At 67.9% G+C, this 16,009-nt stretch carries 17 protein-coding genes; 10 read left to right on the top strand and 7 right to left on the bottom strand.

The annotated features are described in order from the left end of the window. Positions 1 to 11 precede the first annotated feature (11 nt). Together ASC95_RS01805 and ASC95_RS01800 are read left to right on the top strand one after the other, a co-directional pair. Entirely contained in the window at positions 12 to 731 is a 720-nt protein-coding gene (locus ASC95_RS01805) for a hypothetical protein (protein WP_057296081.1), read from the top strand. Positions 732 to 734: 3 nt separating this feature from the next. Further along, the gene (locus tag ASC95_RS01800) at positions 735 to 1,391 is read left to right on the top strand and encodes a hypothetical protein (RefSeq protein ID WP_057296080.1); all 657 of its coding nucleotides are present in this window, start codon (positions 735 to 737) and stop codon (positions 1,389 to 1,391) included. On the opposite strand, the gene ASC95_RS31300 is transcribed toward ASC95_RS01800, so the two are convergent. From ASC95_RS31300 to ASC95_RS01785, 3 genes are all read right to left on the bottom strand, one after another. After that, the gene (locus ASC95_RS31300) at positions 1,376 to 2,341 is read right to left on the bottom strand and encodes an AraC family transcriptional regulator (RefSeq protein WP_057296079.1); all 966 of its coding nucleotides are present in this window, start codon (positions 2,339 to 2,341) and stop codon (positions 1,376 to 1,378) included. The two genes, ASC95_RS01800 and ASC95_RS31300, sit on opposite strands and share 16 nt — an antisense overlap. Positions 2,342 to 2,368: 27 nt before the next feature. Then, positions 2,369 to 2,662 carry a hypothetical protein gene (locus ASC95_RS01790; RefSeq protein ID WP_057296078.1) on the bottom strand — a complete coding sequence of 98 codons (294 nt, stop codon included), beginning with the start codon at positions 2,660 to 2,662 and terminating at the stop codon, positions 2,369 to 2,371. A gap of 65 nt (positions 2,663 to 2,727) precedes the next feature. Further along, entirely contained in the window at positions 2,728 to 3,192 is a 465-nt protein-coding gene (locus ASC95_RS01785) for a GyrI-like domain-containing protein (RefSeq protein ID WP_057296077.1), read from the bottom strand. Between the two features lie 163 nt (positions 3,193 to 3,355). Here ASC95_RS01785 and ASC95_RS01780 point away from each other — a divergent pair, with 163 nt between their 5' ends. The 3 genes from ASC95_RS01780 (at position 3,356) to ASC95_RS01770 (ending at position 5,835) form a co-directional block, all read left to right on the top strand. Then, positions 3,356 to 3,856 (top strand): hypothetical protein, encoded by a 501-nt coding sequence (locus ASC95_RS01780; RefSeq protein ID WP_057296076.1) that lies wholly within the window; start codon positions 3,356 to 3,358, stop codon positions 3,854 to 3,856. Positions 3,857 to 3,901: 45 nt separating this feature from the next. Next, on the top strand, positions 3,902 to 4,534 hold the full coding sequence (locus tag ASC95_RS01775) for a LysE family translocator (protein WP_057296075.1): 633 nt from the start codon (positions 3,902 to 3,904) through the stop codon (positions 4,532 to 4,534). A 137-nt stretch (positions 4,535 to 4,671) separates the two neighbouring features. Continuing rightward, the gene (locus ASC95_RS01770; RefSeq protein WP_057296074.1) at positions 4,672 to 5,835 is read left to right on the top strand and encodes an ABC transporter substrate-binding protein; all 1,164 of its coding nucleotides are present in this window, start codon (positions 4,672 to 4,674) and stop codon (positions 5,833 to 5,835) included. Positions 5,836 to 5,857: 22 nt separating this feature from the next. Here ASC95_RS01770 and ASC95_RS01765 read toward each other — a convergent pair whose 3' ends face one another. Next, positions 5,858 to 7,546, bottom strand: coding sequence for an acyl-CoA synthetase (locus tag ASC95_RS01765; RefSeq protein WP_057296073.1), 1,689 nt, complete (start codon positions 7,544 to 7,546; stop codon positions 5,858 to 5,860). A gap of 94 nt (positions 7,547 to 7,640) precedes the next feature. Further along, positions 7,641 to 8,180 (bottom strand): N-acetyltransferase family protein, encoded by a 540-nt coding sequence (locus tag ASC95_RS01760; protein ID WP_369820575.1) that lies wholly within the window; start codon positions 8,178 to 8,180, stop codon positions 7,641 to 7,643. Positions 8,181 to 8,213: 33 nt separating this feature from the next. On the opposite strand from ASC95_RS01760, the gene ASC95_RS01755 reads away from it, so the two are divergent. After that, positions 8,214 to 9,116, top strand: coding sequence for an alpha/beta fold hydrolase (locus ASC95_RS01755; protein ID WP_057296071.1), 903 nt, complete (start codon positions 8,214 to 8,216; stop codon positions 9,114 to 9,116). Next, positions 9,113 to 9,901 carry an ABC transporter substrate-binding protein gene (locus tag ASC95_RS01750; protein WP_082567414.1) on the top strand — a complete coding sequence of 263 codons (789 nt, stop codon included), beginning with the start codon at positions 9,113 to 9,115 and terminating at the stop codon, positions 9,899 to 9,901. The genes ASC95_RS01755 and ASC95_RS01750 overlap by 4 nt, the downstream gene beginning before the upstream one ends. On the opposite strand, the gene ASC95_RS01745 is transcribed toward ASC95_RS01750, so the two are convergent. Then, on the bottom strand, positions 9,882 to 10,133 hold the full coding sequence (locus ASC95_RS01745) for a DUF4212 domain-containing protein (RefSeq protein WP_057296069.1): 252 nt from the start codon (positions 10,131 to 10,133) through the stop codon (positions 9,882 to 9,884). The genes ASC95_RS01750 and ASC95_RS01745 overlap by 20 nt on opposite strands. 136 nt (positions 10,134 to 10,269) lie before the next feature. Here ASC95_RS01745 and prfB point away from each other — a divergent pair. The 3 genes from prfB (at position 10,270) to ASC95_RS01725 (ending at position 15,109) form a co-directional block, all read left to right on the top strand. Beyond that, positions 10,270 to 11,374, top strand: a protein-coding gene (gene prfB, locus ASC95_RS01735; protein ID WP_157255910.1) for a peptide chain release factor 2 whose coding sequence is annotated in 2 segments (ribosomal slippage) — positions 10,270 to 10,350 and positions 10,352 to 11,374 — 1,104 coding nt in all. Because the reading frame shifts where the segments join, the coding sequence is not laid out codon by codon here. A gap of 56 nt (positions 11,375 to 11,430) precedes the next feature. Then, positions 11,431 to 14,094, top strand: coding sequence for an aminopeptidase N (pepN, locus tag ASC95_RS01730; RefSeq protein WP_057296067.1), 2,664 nt, complete (start codon positions 11,431 to 11,433; stop codon positions 14,092 to 14,094). A gap of 4 nt (positions 14,095 to 14,098) precedes the next feature. Further along, a complete protein-coding gene (locus ASC95_RS01725) occupies positions 14,099 to 15,109 on the top strand; it encodes a class 1 fructose-bisphosphatase (RefSeq protein ID WP_056198682.1) in 1,011 nt (336 codons plus the stop codon). Between the two features lie 19 nt (positions 15,110 to 15,128). On the opposite strand, the gene ASC95_RS01720 is transcribed toward ASC95_RS01725, so the two are convergent. Continuing rightward, complete coding sequence (locus ASC95_RS01720; RefSeq protein WP_057296066.1) at positions 15,129 to 15,905, bottom strand: alpha/beta hydrolase; 777 nt, start codon at positions 15,903 to 15,905, stop codon at positions 15,129 to 15,131. Positions 15,906 to 16,009: the final 104 nt, after the last annotated feature.

Raw genomic sequence — 16,009 nt, 5'->3', positions numbered from 1 at the left:
TGCTCCTGCCCATGCGTTTTCTGATCCCTTGCCTGCTGCTCGCAGCCTGCGCCGCCCACGCTCAGACCGAAGTCCTGCCGCCCGTCAAGACCGACCTCAAGCGCGACAAGAGCGTGCTGCCCTATGCGCGCATCAACGAGCTGCTGACCAAGCTGAGCAAGCATGGCGAGGGGTTGTTCCGCATGGACTTCAAGGTCGACGCCGAGAAGACCAAACTGTCTTTGCCTGAGCTACGCATGGTGGTGCGAAGCGACGAGGCCGACCATCCGATCCGGGTCGAGGGCGATGGCCGCTTCGACCTGCCCCTGCTGCCGGAGGCCGAAGCGAAGACGGCCGACTTCGCGACCAACGCGCCCAAGGGCCAGATGGCCGTGCGCGGCACCATCGAGCTGACCATCCCACCCGAGCAGCTGACCATGGCAAAAGTGCGCCAGATCATGCGGGTGGCGCGCACGTTGCGCGAGGAACTGCTGCCTTGGTATTTGCGCTGGCTGTTCCCGCGCATCGAAGCCGTGCGCGTGTGCTCGGCCACGCCCACCTGGGAGCTGGAGTGGCGTGAGAGTGGCCAGTTGCTCGGCTTGCCGCTGCCACAGGCACCGGGCGAGCGCGACCCTGAGGCCAAGCCCGGCGAGAAAGGCCGCCCCTGCACGCTGCTGACCGGCCAGGAGAACTGGCCCGACGCGGCCCGGCTGCTGCCACCGGCCAACAGCAAGCTCAGCGTCAAGCTGTAAGGCATGAACCACCGCTGGATTGCGCGCGGCCTGGTTGGCGGGCTGCACCTGGCATTGCTGGTCGCGCTGTGGCTGCACCGGCCGCCACCGCTGCACCACCCGGGCGAGCGGCGCGTGACGACGGTGCGCCTGCTGGCGCCACGCCCGCAGCAGGCGCCGCCGCCCGCACCGTCCGTAGCCCCAGCGCCGCGCAAGCCGCAGCCCGAGCTGCCCGAAGTCGCACCCCTGCCCTTCAAAACCGAGGCGCCCGGTGCCGCCATCCCTGCACCCGCCGTGCCTGCGGACCCCGCCCCTGCGGCCACGGCACCCGCGGAGCCGCCCCGCACGACGCTGCGACTGACCCTGCCGCCCGGTTATGCCGCGTCGTCCGCCGCCGCACGCAACCCGGCGCTGAGTGACCCGCGCAGCAACACGGCACGCCCGACGTTCGAGGACCGCATCGGCGACGCCACCGGCGGCGCAGGCGCCTGGGTCGAGGAAAGCACCAGCGAGAACCGCTCCCAGGCCGTCGGCGCACTCGGGGACCGCCGCACCGTCATGCGCCGCGGCAACACCTGCGTCGAGATCTTCCGCTCACGCATTGCCGACATGGACCAGTTCAACGGCAGCGTCGCCCCGCGGGCGATCGGCATGGTGGGCAAGCCCTACAAGTGCAAGTGAGCGGCATCGCGCAGCGCCTGCCCGCTGGCGCCGCCGCGCCGCTTGAGCTGGCGGAACAGCGTCTGGCGTGAGCCCAGGCCGCTGCGCGCTGCGACCTCGTCCAGCGACAGCGCCGGATCCTTCAGCAACCGCAACGCGCGCTCGGTGCGCTGCTGCGCGAGCCAGGCCATGGGCGTGCAGCCCTGCAGCGCGCGGAAGCAGCGCACGAAGTGGTATTTGGACAGGCGCGCCACCGCGGCGATGGCGTCCAGCGTCAGCGGCTCGGCATGGCAACTCAGCATGAAATCGGTCGCATGGTCCAGGCGGGCGAGCAGCTCGGCATGCTGGCTTCGGCTCAACGCCGCCAGATGACCGCCACGGGAACGCCAGCCGGGCTCGGCTTCCAACATGCGCCACAACAGCGACTGCATGCGCTCCTCCAGCCAGGCTTCATCGTCGGCATCACCAAGCAGCTCGCCCCGGCCGGCGAAGAGGGCGTCGCGCAGCTCGGTCAGCTCCTCATTCACTGCGCCATCAGCTGGGCGCAGATGCTCGGCAAACCCCGTTGCCAGAAGCCCGCCCTCGCCGTCGGCCACGAGCGCCTCGGGCACGGTCTGGCGCGCCGCATGGGCGACCTCTTCAGCCATGCCGGGCCGAAAGAAGACGCCAAAACTCAGCACCGGCTCGCGGCTGCGGATGCGCGCACCGTAGTGGCCGCCCTGGTTCAGGATCAGGCAGTGCTTCGCATCGACACGCAGACGCCGGCCCGGCAGCAGATAGTCCTCGCCTTCGCCGCCCCAAGCCCGCTTGATGGACAGCGTCTGCGTGTGCGGCGGGAACTCGACGTCACGGGACCAACCCATGACGACGGCGTTCTCATGCCCCCAGTGCTGCGCGAACCACTGCCGGAAGCCCGCGTTCGCGGCCGTCAGCGGCCGCGGCGCCAGGTCGGGCAGCTCGCGCAGAATCATGCGCGCAAGTCTAGGAGACTGCCTGGCTTACCGCGGCCCGCTAGCCGCCGATGCAGCTGTCGTGCCGTCGCCGCCGCTGGGCTGGATGGGCCCTTGGCGCGCGCCGCCCGCGTCCTGCCCGGCCGTCATCGCACCCACGGCGGGCGGCGCCTGCGGGTGGTCGGAGGCGCCGCGCAGATCGGTGCTGGGCGCCACCTTGGGCAGCGGCTCGGCCGGCGGCGCAGGGGGCGGCGGCACCTCGCGCCGACAGGCGCCCAGCAAGGCCAGCATCAGCACGGCCGGCAGCGCGAAGTTCAGGCGACGGATCGGCTGGGTGGGCATGGTTTGCTCCTTGACTGAAAGCCTGGCGACACGGCCGCCAGGGCAATCCTCGTGCCCTGCTCCTTTCAACCCCCTTTGGCCTTGGGCGCCACCGGCACAAAGACCTCGACCGGCGATGCGGGTTCGTCAGGACAAAAGTTTGGGCCATAGCGCTCGAACAGCGGGCCGGCGGCCTGGACGTGATCCGAAGCCGGCAGCTGGCGCTCGAAGATGTCGCCGAAGCCCTCTCCCAGCTTTGAAAACGGAAAGCTGAAAAGCGCATAGCGCCCGGCTGGCAACGTCAGCTTCGTCATGCCCGCCGGCACGGCGGCCGACGGCTCGACGGCCACGCAGGCGAGGTAGTCGAAGCCGGCGTCAGACTGGTTGTGCATGACGCCGTAGGTGGTCTTGGCCTCGGTGGCCGGCGTGATCTCGGGGATGCGGGCCACGAAGCGCGGCCACAGGGCCGGGATATCGGGCGACATCGGCATCGTGCGGATCTGCAGGCCCACGACGGTGATGGCGGGTCGGTCAATGATCTGGAGTGGCATGGCGGTCCTCGGAGTTGCGAAACAGGGCACCCGCGGGAGTGCCCACGCTACGACGAACGGTGGGCGTCGTTTTCGACAAGCCGGTGTCGAGCAGCAATTTCTGCAACACCGGTGGCGGCGCTGCACGCCTAGGCTGCTGCCTTCGTCACTGCCCACACCCGCCATGCGCCAGCTCCTTGCCGCCGCCCTGTTTGCCGCCCTGCTCTCGCCCGCACAGGCCGCCACGCCGGCCGAGCTGTTTGATTTCTGGATCGGCGACTGGATCGTCACCTGGCAGAACGCCAACGGCAGCCCGGGCCGGGCTCACAACCGGGTCGGCAAGATCCTCGATGGCCAGGTCATCGAGGAGAACTTCGAAGGCGACCCGGCCAGCGCGCCGCGGCTGCTGGGCCGCTCGCTGTCGGTGCTCGACAAGGCCGGCGTCTGGCGCCAGGCCTGGGCCGACAACCAGGGCGGCTTCTTCGCGCTGACAGGCAGCAGCATCGGCGAGACGCGCATCTTCGCCACCGACTTCAAGCCCGTGGGCGAGCAGCTCAATGGCCAGCGCATGCGCTTCTACGACATCAAGCCTGACAGCTTCAACTGGGACTGGGAAGGCAGCAATGACGGCGGCAAGACCTGGGCACTGCTCTGGCGATTGCACTACCAGCGCGCACGGTCTTGAGGCCTTGCATAGACTGGTCGGGTCGCCGCTCCATTCGCACGTCCCATGCCCTTCTCGACCTGGCTGCTGTTCTGCGGCGTCGCCCTGCTCGCCACCTTCTCGCCTGGCCCCGGCGTGCTGCTGGCGATCTCCAATGCGATGGCCGTGGGGCCGCGGCACACGATGTTCAGCTCGCTGGGCAACGCAGCGGGGCTCTTCATCGTGTCGGGCGCGGCGACGGCCGGCATGGGGGCGCTGCTGGCGGTGTCCGCCTCGGCCTTCCTCGTCGTCAAGTTCATCGGCGCCGGCTACCTGATCTATCTGGGCGTCAGGCAATGGCGCAGCGCGCCGATGCGACTGGACGCCGCCACATCGGTCAACCAGCCGACGACGCCGGCCAGGCTCTTCCTGCAAGGCATGGGCGTGGCCGTCACCAACCCCAAGGCCATCCTGTTCTTCACGGCGCTGTTCCCCCAGTTCCTGACGCCCGGCCATTCATTGCTGCTGCAGACCCTGCTGCTGACCCTGACCTTCACCGTGCTGGCCCTGGTGTCCCACGCGACCTATGTGGGCCTGTTCCGCTCGCTGCGCCGCTTCCTGACCGAGGCACGGCATCTGCGGCTGTTCAACCGCATCTCGGGCGGGCTGTTCGTGCTGCTGGGGCTGAGCCTGCTGAGACTGCGCAACCGCGCGGCCTGAACCGGCTCGTCCTTTGCAGCCCGGAGGGCTCCATTAAAGCGATTCAGTTGACAACCAATTGATCGAAACCGGCTTTATCGGCTGATTTCGAATCAATAGAGTGCCGCCATCGACCATCCGCCCGCCAAGGAGCCCCGATGAAGGCACGCACCATTCCCCACTCCGACTCCGAGGTTCCCAGCCCAACCGCCGGCACTGTCCTCGCGCTCAAGCTGGCGTGGCTGGCCCTGGCCGTGTCGTTGGCGCCTGCCGCATCTCTGCCGGCACAGGCCCAGGCTGCGGCGCCCGCCACCGTCGTCGCAGAGCGCGACGGCGCCGGCCACACGTTGCAAGACCTTTACCAGGCCGCCTTGAAGGAAGGCGGCGCGCTGACGGTGTATGCCGGCGGCGACGAGGTCACGCAGGGCTTCGGCATCAAGGCGGGTTTCGAGCGCCAGTTTCCTGGCATGAAGCTGAACCTCGTCGTCGATCTCAGCAAGTACCACGATGCGCGCATCGAGGAGGAACTGCTGCGCAAGGACCTGAAGGTCGACGTCGCCCACCTGCAGACGCTGCACGATTTCGACGACTGGGCAGCGCGCGGCTTGCTGCTGCCGTACAAGCCGATGGGCTGGGACCACGTCCCGGCGGCCTACAAGGATCCGCAGGCGCGCTTCACGGGCCTGTTCATGCTGACCTTCGCGAACAGCTACAACAAGACCCTGGTCACGGCGGAGAACGCGCCGCGCGACTACGCCGATTTCCTGAAGCCCGAGTTCAAGAACCGGATCATCATCACCTACCCCCACGACGACGATGCGGTGCTGTACGTGTTCGACAAGATCGTGCAGAAACACGGCATCGGTTTCATCGAGAAGCTGCAGGCCAATGGCGTGCAGTGGGTGCGCGGCACGCAGACGCCGCGCGACGCCGTGGAAGCCGGCAAGTACGCCGTGTCAACCGGGACGTCGGGCAACCTCGTGCCGGCGGAGCCGTCCAGCATCCGCTTTGTGCTGCCGAGCCACGATCCCTTCCTGACCTGGGCGCAGACCGGTGCGATCTTCAAGGATGCCAAGCACCCCGCAGCGGCGAAGCTGTACGTCAGCTGGACGCTTTCGCTGCCGGTGGCCTCAAACCCGCAACGGTTCCCGATCCGCGACGACGTCGCGCCGCCAACCGGCTACCAATCGATCGACAAATACAACACCAGCCCCGAGGACTTCCACGCCTTCATGCGTGACCGTGCACGGGTCGAGCGGCTCAAAAGCCTGTTCGAGCGCCTGATCGGGCCGGTGCAAGGCATTTCGCCGTTGAAGGACTGAACCCCGGCCAACGCCGGCGGCGCTACGGCGACGCCGCGCCTGCCGTGGCCCGTTCCTGCTCGCGCAGCCGCAGCACGCGCCGCTGCACCTTCCCCGTCGTCGTCATCGGCAGCGCGTCGATGAACTCGATTTCCTTCGGGTACTCGTAGGGCGCCAGGCGCGCCTTCACATGGGCCTGCAAGGCCTCCACCAGCGCGGTGCTGCCGGCATGGCCGTCGGCCAGCACGACATAAGCTTTGACCAGCGCGCCGCGTTCGGCGTCGGGCTTGGGCACGACGGCCGCGTTCGCCACAGCCGCATGCTTGAGCAGGCAGTTCTCGATCTCGCCGGGGCCGATGCGATAGCCGGCGGCCTTGAAGACGTCGTCCGCCCGGCCTTCGTACCAGAGCGTGCCGTCCCGGTCGCTGCGGGCGAGGTCGCCGGTGCGGCACCATTCCCCCGTGAACTTGGCTTTGGTCGCTGCCTCGTTGTTCCAGTAGCCGAGGAAGAAGACCGGGTCGGGATCGCCGTGACGGTCACGCGCGTTCACGGCCACCTCACCGGTTTCGCCCGGTGCGCATTCCCGGCCTTCGTCATTGATGACGGCCACGCGATGGCCGGGGTAGGCCCGGCCCATGCTGCCCGGTTTGGCCGGCCACAAGGCCTGGCAGTTGCCAACCACGTAATTCATCTCTGTCTGGCCGAACATCTCGTTGACCGGCACCCCCAGCGCGTCGCGACACCAGCTGAACACCGCGTCACCGACCGCCTCGCCGGCGCTCATCAGCGCGCGCAGCTTCAGCGCATGGCGCTTCGGGCGCGGCTCGGCCTTCATCATGGCTTTCAGCGCGGTCGGGAACAGGAAGGCATGCGTGACGCCGTAGGCCGCCATCAGCTCGAAGGCCTTGGCGGCAGAGAAACGCCCCTGCCAGGCGACGATAGGACGGCCGAAGTAGAGCGTGGGCAACAGCGCATCCATCAGGCCGCCGGTCCAGGCCCAGTCGGCAGGGCTCCAGAACACGGCGTCGCTGGGCTTGCTGGCATCGAAAGGATCGAAGCCGAACCAGTTCTGGCTGGCGACAAAGCCGGTCAGGTTGCCGATCAGCGCCCGTTGTGGAATCAGTGCGCCCTTGGGGTTGCCGGTGGTGCCGCTGGTGTAGATCAGGATGGCCGGGTCGTCGGCCTGGGTCGCGACCGGCTTGAACCGGGCCTCCTCGGCCTGCAGGGCCTGCATCCACGGCAGTTCGTCGCAATCCACCGGGCATTCGCCCACGACCAGGATGCGGCGCAGCGCCGGGCAGCGCGCCTTGACTTCGCGCAGGGTCGGCAGGGCTTCGCAGGCGGCAATGGCGAGCACGGCACCGCTGTCTTGCAGCCGGTACTCCAGCGCCTCGGCGCCAAAGAGCATGGACAGCGGCATGGCCACCGCGCCGATCTGCTGGATGGCGATGTGGGCGACAGCCGTCTCGAAGCGCTGCGGCAACACGATGGCCACGCGATGGCCGCGGCGCACCCCCTGGTCCAGCAGCGCGTTGGACAGCCGGTTCGCGGCCCGCTGCAATTGCGCGTAGCTGTAGTGCGTGCGGCAGCCGCTTTCGCTGTCGAAGTGGATAGCCGTGGCGTTGGGAGTGTCCCGCGCCCAGCGGCCACAACAGGCCTCGGCGATGTTGAAGTCCCGGGGCACCTGCCAGCGGAAGGCGCCGTGCAGCTGCTCGTATCGGTCTTCCGCCATGGGCCACCCCCGGTTGGGACAAGGGGGCGAATGCTAGCCAGCCCGACCGGGCCCGGCCTAGTGGATTGCCCTGGGCCGACGCCGGTCAGTCAGGTCAGAGACCGAGCCACGCGGACGGCGACCACATGCTCGGCCGGTCGCCATCGGCATAGCGCTCCAGCGCGTCGCCGGTCAGGCGGCAGATGCGCCACTCCGGCATCACGTCGGCACCCAGGCCCTCGTAGAAGCGGATGGCGTCCTCGTTCCAGTCCAGCACCGTCCAGTCGAAACGGCCATAGCCGCGCTCGCAGGCCGTCTGGGCCAGCTGGATGATCAGCGCCTTGCCCAGGCCGCTGCGGCGATGGGCGGGGCGCACATACAGGTCTTCCAGGTACAGGCCAGGCTTGGCCAGGAAGGTCGAGAAGTTGGTATAGAACAGCGCAAAGGCGACCACCTCATCGTTCACCAGGCCTACCAGGCACTCGGCCGCGGGAGCATCGCCAAACAGATGCGGCTCGAGCTTCTCAGGCGTGACTTCAAGCAGATGGGTCAGGTTCTCGAACTCGGCGAGCTCACTGATGAGCTGGACGATGGCTTTCAGGTCGCGCGGCTCGGCGGCGCGGATGTCGTGGCGGGGTGCGGGCATGGTGGCCATTGTCAGCGCACTGCCGTGTCCTACAGTGCGGATATGCCCGATGTCTACATCCCTCGCCGCGCCCACCGCAGCGAATTTCTGAGCCTGCGCGGCCTGCGCCATCACATCCTGCGCTGGGGCCCGCCCCAGCCGGGCCACCCGCCCCTCGTCATGGTGCATGGCTGGATGGACGTTGGCGCCTCCTTCCAGTTCGTCGTCGATGCCCTCCAGCAGCAGCGCGAGGTCATCGCGCTGGACTGGCGCGGCTTCGGCCTCAGCGCAACGACGGGCGCCGACAGCTACTGGTTCCCAGACTACCTCGGCGACCTCGACGCCCTGCTCGATGCACTCAGCCCGGGTGCGCCGGTGGACCTGCTGGGCCACAGCATGGGCGGCAATGTGGCCATGAGCTATGCCGGGGTTCGCCCGCAGCGCATCCGTCGCCTCGTCAATCTCGAAGGCTTCGGCATGCCCGACATCTCGCCCGCTGCCGCGCCCGAGCGCCTGGCCAAATGGCTGGACGAGCTGAAAGACCCGCCCTCACTGCGACCCTATGCGACGCTGGCCGACGTGGCCGAGCGGTTGATGAAGAACAATCCCCGCCTGCCGGCGGCCAAGGCCGCCTGGCTGGCTCAGCACTGGTCGCGTGAAACACCCGAAGGCTTCCAGCTCAACGCCGACCCGGCCCACAAGCTGGCCAATCCCATGCTCTACCGCAAGGCCGAGGTGCTGGCCTGCTGGCAGCGCATCGCCGCCCCCACGCTCTGGGTCGAGGGCAGCGACGACCAGCTGACGCGTTTCTGGGGCACACGCTATCCACGCGAAGACTTCGAGGCCCGCCTGGCGCTGGTGCCGCAACTCGAGAAGGCGGTGCTGCAGGACGCCGGCCACATGCTGCATCACGACCAGCCCGAAGCGCTGGCCGCGGTGCTCGAGCGTTTCCTCTCGAAGGCATGAGACAGCCTGCGCTCGCCTTGCTGCTCGCGCTGGCTGCCGCGGGCGCGCAGGCGAGTTGCTCGCGTGAACTCAGCGTCGGTATCTCCGACCTCGGCTATTCAGCCTTCCTGCGCGACGGCCATGTCCAGGGCGTCGTGCCCGACCTGCTGGACGAGCTGGCCCGGCGCAGCGGCTGCAAGCTGACTCTGCGCTACGCGCCTCGTGCGCGTGTGCTGCTGGATTTCGAGCACGGCAGCATCGACATGCTGACCTCGGCCATGCGCGCTGCCGACCGCGATCGGGTCGGGCACTTCCTGCCCTACGCCTTCACGGAACTGGACCTGATCGTTGCGTCGGAACGCGGGCCGAGCTCGCTGGAGGTCTTCGTCGGCCGGCCCGACCTCAAGCTCGGTATCGTCCGTGGCGTGCGCCTGGGTGATGCGCTGGAGGAACGGATCGCACCGCTGCTGGCCTCGCGCCAGGCCGAGTATTCGCCCGACTTCAACAACCTGGCGGCCAAGCTGTCGGCCGGGCGCATCCAGGCCGCCATCATTCCCAACATGATCCATGCCAAGCTCAAGCGGGATGGGGCGCTGCCGGCGCAGAGCATCGTCGTCGACCTGCCGGAGGCCGGCGCCGAACCGATCGGCCTTTACCTGAACCGCACCACCGTCACCGAGGACGACGTTCAGCTGCTGCAAGCGCAGATCGCCCTGCTGCGGCGTGAAGGCTGGATCCAGCAGCTCTACGCGCGCTATGTCGGCGAGGCCGAATCCCGGCGCCTGTTCAGGACCGAGGCTCGCTGAACTCAGCCTCCAACTTGTCCATCTGCCTCGCATAGATGACGACGATGGCACAAAACCCCAGCAGCGCGCCCTGCGAGGCCAGCCAGAAGGCCAGAGGCCAGCCGAACACCTCGACGCTGAGTTCGCGGGCAAAGAACACCGGCACAAAACCGACGATCGCCCACGCCAGCAGCAGCCACGCCGTCAGGCGGCGGGTGCGGCGCCAGTAATCGTCTCGTGGCGGTGCGGTCATGCGGTCATTCTGGCTTATGGATGCCCCAAACCTGCCGCCGCGCGTCAGGCCCCCCGAGGGGGTCAAGAGGGCTCGGGAGCGGCCCTTCGTCCTCTTGAGAGAAAATCCGCGTTTCGCCAAGAACCAAGCGACCGTCATGGACATCGAACACATCAACCAAATCGGCAACAACCTGGCCGACCTCACAGCGCGTACCGACGCGCTAAGGGGGTATCTTTGACTTCGACCGCAAAGCACTGCGACTGAACGAGGTCAACGCTTCCCTGGAGAACCCCAACGTCTGGAACGACCAGAAGCGCGCCCAGGAACTGGGCAAGGAAAAGCGCACGCTGGAGGCGGTGGTCGAGACGATCACGAAGCTGACCAGCTCGCTGGCCGACAACGCGGAGCTCTTCGAGATGAGCCGCGAGGAAGGCGACGAGGCCGGCATGCTCGCCATCGAGGCCGACGCTGCGCAGTTGCAGGCCAAGGTCGAGGAACTCGAGTTCCGCCGCATGTTCAACAACCCGGCCGACCCGCTGAACTGCTTCGTCGACATCCAGGCCGGCGCGGGTGGCACCGAGGCTTGCGACTGGGCCGGCATGCTGCTGCGCCAGTACCTGAAGTACTGCGAGCGCAAGGGCTTCAAGGCGACGCTCGAGGACGAGACGCCCGGCGACGTGGCCGGCATCAAGAGCGCGACCATCAAGGTCGAGGGCGAGTACGCCTTCGGCCTGCTGCGCACCGAGACCGGTGTGCACCGCCTGGTGCGCAAGTCGCCCTTCGATTCGTCCGGCGGCCGCCACACATCCTTCGCGTCGCTGTTCGTCTACCCCGAGGTGGACGACAGCATCGAGATCGACATCAACCCCGCCGATGTGCGCACCGACACCTTCCGCGCCTCCGGTGCCGGCGGCCAGCACATCAACAAGACCGACTCGGCCGTGCGCCTGACGCACATCCCGACCGGCATCGTCGTGCAGTGCCAGGACGGCCGCAGCCAGCACAGCAATCGCGACGTCGCCTGGAAGCGCCTGCGCTCGCGCCTGTACGACCATGAGATGCGCAAGCGCCAGGAAGAGCAGCAAAAGCTGGAGGACACCAAGACCGATGTCGGCTGGGGCCACCAGATCCGCTCCTATGTGCTGGACCAGAGCCGTATCAAGGACCTGCGCACCAACTACGAAACGTCTGCCACGCAGAAGGTGCTGGACGGCGATCTCGATCCGTTCATCACCGAGTCGCTCAAGCAAGGCGTCTGACGCCTCCGGGCCGCCGCGGCGGCCCTTTCGTTTTCCTCATCCCAAGGACGCCCCTCATGCGTGAAGGTACCGCCACCCTGATCCAACGCCTGGACTACCAGCAACCGGCGTTCTGGATCCGCAAGGTCGACCTGACCTTCGATCTCGACCCGGCCAAGACCCTGGTCACCAGCAAGATGCAGATCGAGCGCAACCGCGCCGTGCCCCACGGCCCGCTGCGTTTGCACGGCGAGGAACTGAACCTGCTGCGCGTGCTGATCGATGGCGCGAGCGTCTCCTTCCGGCAGGAAGGCCACGAACTCATCATCGAAGGCGCACCCGACGCCGACTTCGCGCTCGAGATCCGCAACACCACCTGCCCCGACAAGAACACGGCCTTGTCAGGCCTGTACACCTCGGGCGGCGGCTTCTTCTCGCAATGCGAGGCCGAAGGCTTCCGGCGCATCACCTATTTCCTGGACCGGCCTGACGTGATGGCCGTCTACACGGTCACGCTGCGCGCCAACGCCACCCTCTACCCGGTGCTGCTGTCCAACGGCAACCTGGTGGACAGCGGCACGCTGGACAACGGACGTCATTTCGCGGTCTGGGCCGACCCCTTCCCCAAACCCAGCTATCTGTTCGCCATCGTTGCGGGCGACCTGGTGGCGCGCGAGCAGCGCATCCGCACCCGCGCCGGCAAGGACCACCTGCTGCAGGTTTACGTGCGCCGCGGCGACCTGGAGAAGACCGAGCACGCGATGAACTCGCTGATCGCCTCCATCGTCTGGGACGAGGCCCGCTTCGGCCTGCCGCTGGACCTGGAGCGCTTCATGGTGGTCGGCGTGTCCGACTTCAACATGGGCGCGATGGAGAACAAGGGCCTGAACATCTTCAACACCAGCGCCCTGCTCGCCTCGCCCGCCACGGCAACGGATGCCGACTTCAACCGCATCGAGTCCATCGTCGCCCACGAGTACTTCCACAACTGGACCGGCAACCGCGTCACCTGCCGCGACTGGTTCCAGCTGTCGCTCAAGGAGGGCCTCACCGTCTTCCGCGACCAGGAGTTCTCGATGGACATGGCCGGCACGCCGTCGGCACGCGCCGTCTGCCGCATCCAGGACGTGCGCCAGCTACGCGCCGCGCAGTTCCCGGAGGACAGCGGCGCCATGGCCCATCCGGTGCGCCCGGACAGCTACAGCGAGATCAACAATTTCTACACGGCCACCGTCTACGAGAAGGGCGCCGAGGTCGTGCGCATGTACCAGACGCTGGTCGGCCGCAAGGGCTTCGAGGCGGGCATGAAGCTCTACTTCGAGCGCCACGACGGCCAGGCCGTGACCTGCGACGACTTCGCGCAGGCGATTGCCGACGCCAACCCCGGCTCGGCCCTCGCCACGCGCCTGGACACCTTCAAGCGCTGGTACTCGCAGGCCGGCACGCCGCGCGTGACCGCCCGCGGCGAGCATGACGCCGCTGCCCGCACCTTCACGCTGCGCTTCACGCAGACAACACCGGCCACGCCGGGTCAGGGCGACAAGCAGCCGCAGGTGATCCCCATCGTCATGGGCCTGCTGGACCGCCATGGCGCCGCCTTGCCCGTGAACACCAACGGCGACACCGATGGCGTGGTGGTGCTGGACCAGGCCGAGCAGACGTTCGTCTTCGAGAACATCGACAGCGAGCCCGTGCCGTCGCTGATGCGCGGCTTCTCGGCGCCGGTGGTGCTGGAAGACGGCCTGTCCGACGCCGGCCTGATCGTGCTGATGCGCCACGACAGCGACCCCTTCAACCGCTGGGAAGCCGGCCAGCGCCTGGCGCTGAACCGCATCCTGCACGCGCTGCGCGCCGGCCAGCCGCTGGTGCTGAGCCCCGTCTTCATCGACGCGATGCGCGGCATCCTCAACCATCCCGAACTGGACCCGGCCTTCAAGGAGCTGGCGCTGACGCTGCCTGGCGAGGCCTATATCGCCGAGCAGCTTGACGTCGTCGACCCGCAAGCCATCCACGCCGCCGTGATGGCCGCGCAAACCCAGCTCGCCAGCGCCCTGCGCGATGACTGGGCGGCCGCCTTCGAGGCCCACCAAGTCCAGGGCGGCTACACGCCCGACCCGGTGTCCTCGGGCAAGCGGGCTCTCGCCAACCTGGCCCTGTCCATGCTCGTGCTGGACGCGCAAGCCACCGGCGACACCGTGTGGCCCGGCAAGGCCTACCAGCGCTTCAAGGACGCGGCCAACATGACCGAGCGCCTAGGCGCACTGGCCGCACTGGTCAACGCCAACGCCGAACTGGCCGCGCCGGCCCTGCAGCGCTTCCACGCGCTGTTCAAGGACGATGCGCTGGTGGTCGACAAGTGGTTCTCGCTGCAGGCCCGCGCGCCCGAGGCGGACGGCCGCGTCTTCGCCCGGGCCAAGTCCCTGCTCAAGCACCCGGACTTCAGCTTGAAGAATCCCAACCGGGCGCGCAGCCTGCTCGCTTCCTTGTGCATGTTCAACCCGGCCGCCTTCCACCGCGCCGATGCGGCCGGCTATGTGTTCTGGGCCGAACAGGTGCTGGCCATCGATGCCATCAATCCGCAATTGGCCAGCCGCATCGCCCGCGCGATGGACCGCTGGGCCGTGCTGGCCGAGCCCTATCGCACGGCAGCGCGTGAAGCCGTTGCGCGCGTTGCCGCCAAGCCCGACCTGTCGAGCGACGTGCGCGAGATCGTCGAGCGCGCGCTGGCTTCGGGAGGCTGAACCGATGTCTCGTCAAACCAGCCTGACCCAGTACCTCGTCGAGCAGCAGCGCGAGCACGGCCACATCCCGCAGGAACTGCGCCTGCTGATCGAGGTCGTCGCGCGCGCCTGCAAGCGCATCGCCATCGCCGTCAACAAGGGAGCCCTGGGTGACGTGCTTGGCACCGCCGGCAGCGAGAACGTGCAGGGCGAGGTGCAGAAGAAGCTCGACATCATCGCCAACGAGGTGCTGATCGAGGCCAACGAATGGGGCGGCCACCTCGCCGCCATGGCCAGCGAGGAGATGGACGGCATCTACGTCGTGCCCAATCGCTATCCGCAAGGCGAATACCTGCTGCTGTTCGACCCGCTCGACGGCTCCAGCAACATCGACGTCAACGTGTCCATCGGCACCATCTTCAGCGTGCTGCGCAAGGTCGGCCATTCGCGCGGCGTCAGCGAGGAAGACTTCCTGCAGCCGGGCAAGCAGCAGGCGGCCGCCGGTTACTGCGTCTACGGCCCGCAGAGCATGCTGGTGCTGACGGTGGGCGACGGCGTGGCCGTCTTCACGCTGGACCGCGAGACCGGCTCCTGGGTGCTGACGCAGGACCAGGTGCGCATCCCAGAGGACACCAAGGAATTCGCGATCAACATGTCCAACCTGCGCCATTGGGCGCCGCCGGTGCGCCGCTACATCGACGAGTGCCTGGCCGGCTCCACGGGGCCTCGCGGCAAGGACTTCAACATGCGCTGGGTCGCCAGCATGGTGGCCGACGTGCATCGCATCATGACCCGCGGCGGCGTCTTCATGTACCCCTGGGACCAGCGCGAGCCCGACAAGCCCGGCAAGCTGCGCCTGCTGTACGAGGCCAACCCGATGGCCTTCCTCGTCGAGCAGGCCGGCGGCGTGGCCACCACCGGCAGCGAACGCATCATGGACCTGAAGCCGACCAAGCTGCACGAACGCGTGGCCGTCGCGCTGGGTTCGAAGAACGAGGTCGAGCGCATCGCGGCCTATCATCTCGACGCGTCCTGAGAAGCGTACCAAGAAGCGTCTATGGCATAGGCCGGTCCATCCAGCCTGTGATGAGCTGGACCGCCTCGGTCTCCATGCCAATGAAGCCGTGCCAGTGCAGGGCTTCGCAGGCGTCGCCCGTCGGGTCGGCACCGCCGTCCACCATGACCAGCTTCTTCACTGGTGCAGCCGTCAGCCCACGTGGGACGTAGCCCACGTCCCGCGGCAGGGTCTGCCGGCACTGGTCTTTGGCGTGGTGCAACACCAGCACCGGCACGCGGATAGCCGCCAACTCCTGGCGCGGCACGGCGCCCGGCTTGTCCCAGGCGACGATGCTGGACGTCAGCACGAGGCCGGCGATGTCGCCCTGCAGGCGGATGGCGGCCGCGGTGGCCGAGACCGTACCGCGGCTGGTGCCGACCAGCCAGACCGGCAGCAGTGACTTCTTCCTGACCGCCGCCAGCACCTCGCGGATATCGGTCATGTGGGTATCCGAGATGCGCTCGCTGTAGCCCAGATCGGGCGTGTCGCTCGGCTTGCCGAAGATGGCGACGTTGTAGCCGCGCGCGGCGAACTCCCCGGCGGAGCGGACCAGGAAATTGCGGCTCGTCGGCCGGCCCGCTTCAATGCGCCCGAAGCCGCCGCTGCCGCCAGGAAACAGCAGCACCGTCGCCCGCGCACTTTCGGCAGCCTGCCAGAACACCGGCGTGACGACGCCCTCGCGCGTGGCGACATCGAAACGCCCGTCCTCAGCCAGGACCAGCGCCGCAGCGCCCAGCATCCAGGCCGCCAGCAGCAGATTTCTGATCTTTTTCATGCGCCGGAATTTGCGTCCAGCCGCCCGAAAAGCAAGCCGATCTTGGCGGCTCACGGCAGTTGCGCTATGATCTCGGGCTTCGCTGATCCCGCCTGCGGGACGCG

This window comes from Pelomonas sp. Root1217 (assembly GCF_001425705.1).
Taxonomy (GTDB): Bacteria; Pseudomonadota; Gammaproteobacteria; order Burkholderiales; family Burkholderiaceae_C; genus Pelomonas.
The sequence above is the reverse complement of the archived record's forward strand: the minus strand, read 5'-3'. Positions and strand labels throughout refer to the sequence as shown.

What these genes read in the sequence shown, in the direction of transcription:
- ASC95_RS01805 (WP_057296081.1), top strand. Translation starts at nt 12, where the DNA reads ATGCGTTTTCTGATCCCTTGCCTGCTGCTCGCAGCCTGCGCCGCCCAC.
- ASC95_RS01800 (WP_057296080.1), top strand. Translation starts at nt 735, where the DNA reads ATGAACCACCGCTGGATTGCGCGCGGCCTGGTTGGCGGGCTGCACCTG.
- ASC95_RS31300 (WP_057296079.1), bottom strand. Translation starts at nt 2,341, where the DNA reads ATGATTCTGCGCGAGCTGCCCGACCTGGCGCCGCGGCCGCTGACGGCC.
- ASC95_RS01790 (WP_057296078.1), bottom strand. Translation starts at nt 2,662, where the DNA reads ATGCCCACCCAGCCGATCCGTCGCCTGAACTTCGCGCTGCCGGCCGTG.
- ASC95_RS01785 (WP_057296077.1), bottom strand. Translation starts at nt 3,192, where the DNA reads ATGCCACTCCAGATCATTGACCGACCCGCCATCACCGTCGTGGGCCTG.
- ASC95_RS01780 (WP_057296076.1), top strand. Translation starts at nt 3,356, where the DNA reads ATGCGCCAGCTCCTTGCCGCCGCCCTGTTTGCCGCCCTGCTCTCGCCC.
- ASC95_RS01775 (WP_057296075.1), top strand. Translation starts at nt 3,902, where the DNA reads ATGCCCTTCTCGACCTGGCTGCTGTTCTGCGGCGTCGCCCTGCTCGCC.
- ASC95_RS01770 (WP_057296074.1), top strand. Translation starts at nt 4,672, where the DNA reads ATGAAGGCACGCACCATTCCCCACTCCGACTCCGAGGTTCCCAGCCCA.
- ASC95_RS01765 (WP_057296073.1), bottom strand. Translation starts at nt 7,546, where the DNA reads ATGGCGGAAGACCGATACGAGCAGCTGCACGGCGCCTTCCGCTGGCAG.
- ASC95_RS01760 (WP_369820575.1), bottom strand. Translation starts at nt 8,180, where the DNA reads ATGGCCACCATGCCCGCACCCCGCCACGACATCCGCGCCGCCGAGCCG.
- ASC95_RS01755 (WP_057296071.1), top strand. Translation starts at nt 8,214, where the DNA reads ATGCCCGATGTCTACATCCCTCGCCGCGCCCACCGCAGCGAATTTCTG.
- ASC95_RS01750 (WP_082567414.1), top strand. Translation starts at nt 9,113, where the DNA reads ATGAGACAGCCTGCGCTCGCCTTGCTGCTCGCGCTGGCTGCCGCGGGC.
- ASC95_RS01745 (WP_057296069.1), bottom strand. Translation starts at nt 10,133, where the DNA reads ATGACCGCACCGCCACGAGACGATTACTGGCGCCGCACCCGCCGCCTG.
- pepN (WP_057296067.1), top strand. Translation starts at nt 11,431, where the DNA reads ATGCGTGAAGGTACCGCCACCCTGATCCAACGCCTGGACTACCAGCAA.
- ASC95_RS01725 (WP_056198682.1), top strand. Translation starts at nt 14,099, where the DNA reads ATGTCTCGTCAAACCAGCCTGACCCAGTACCTCGTCGAGCAGCAGCGC.
- ASC95_RS01720 (WP_057296066.1), bottom strand. Translation starts at nt 15,905, where the DNA reads ATGAAAAAGATCAGAAATCTGCTGCTGGCGGCCTGGATGCTGGGCGCT.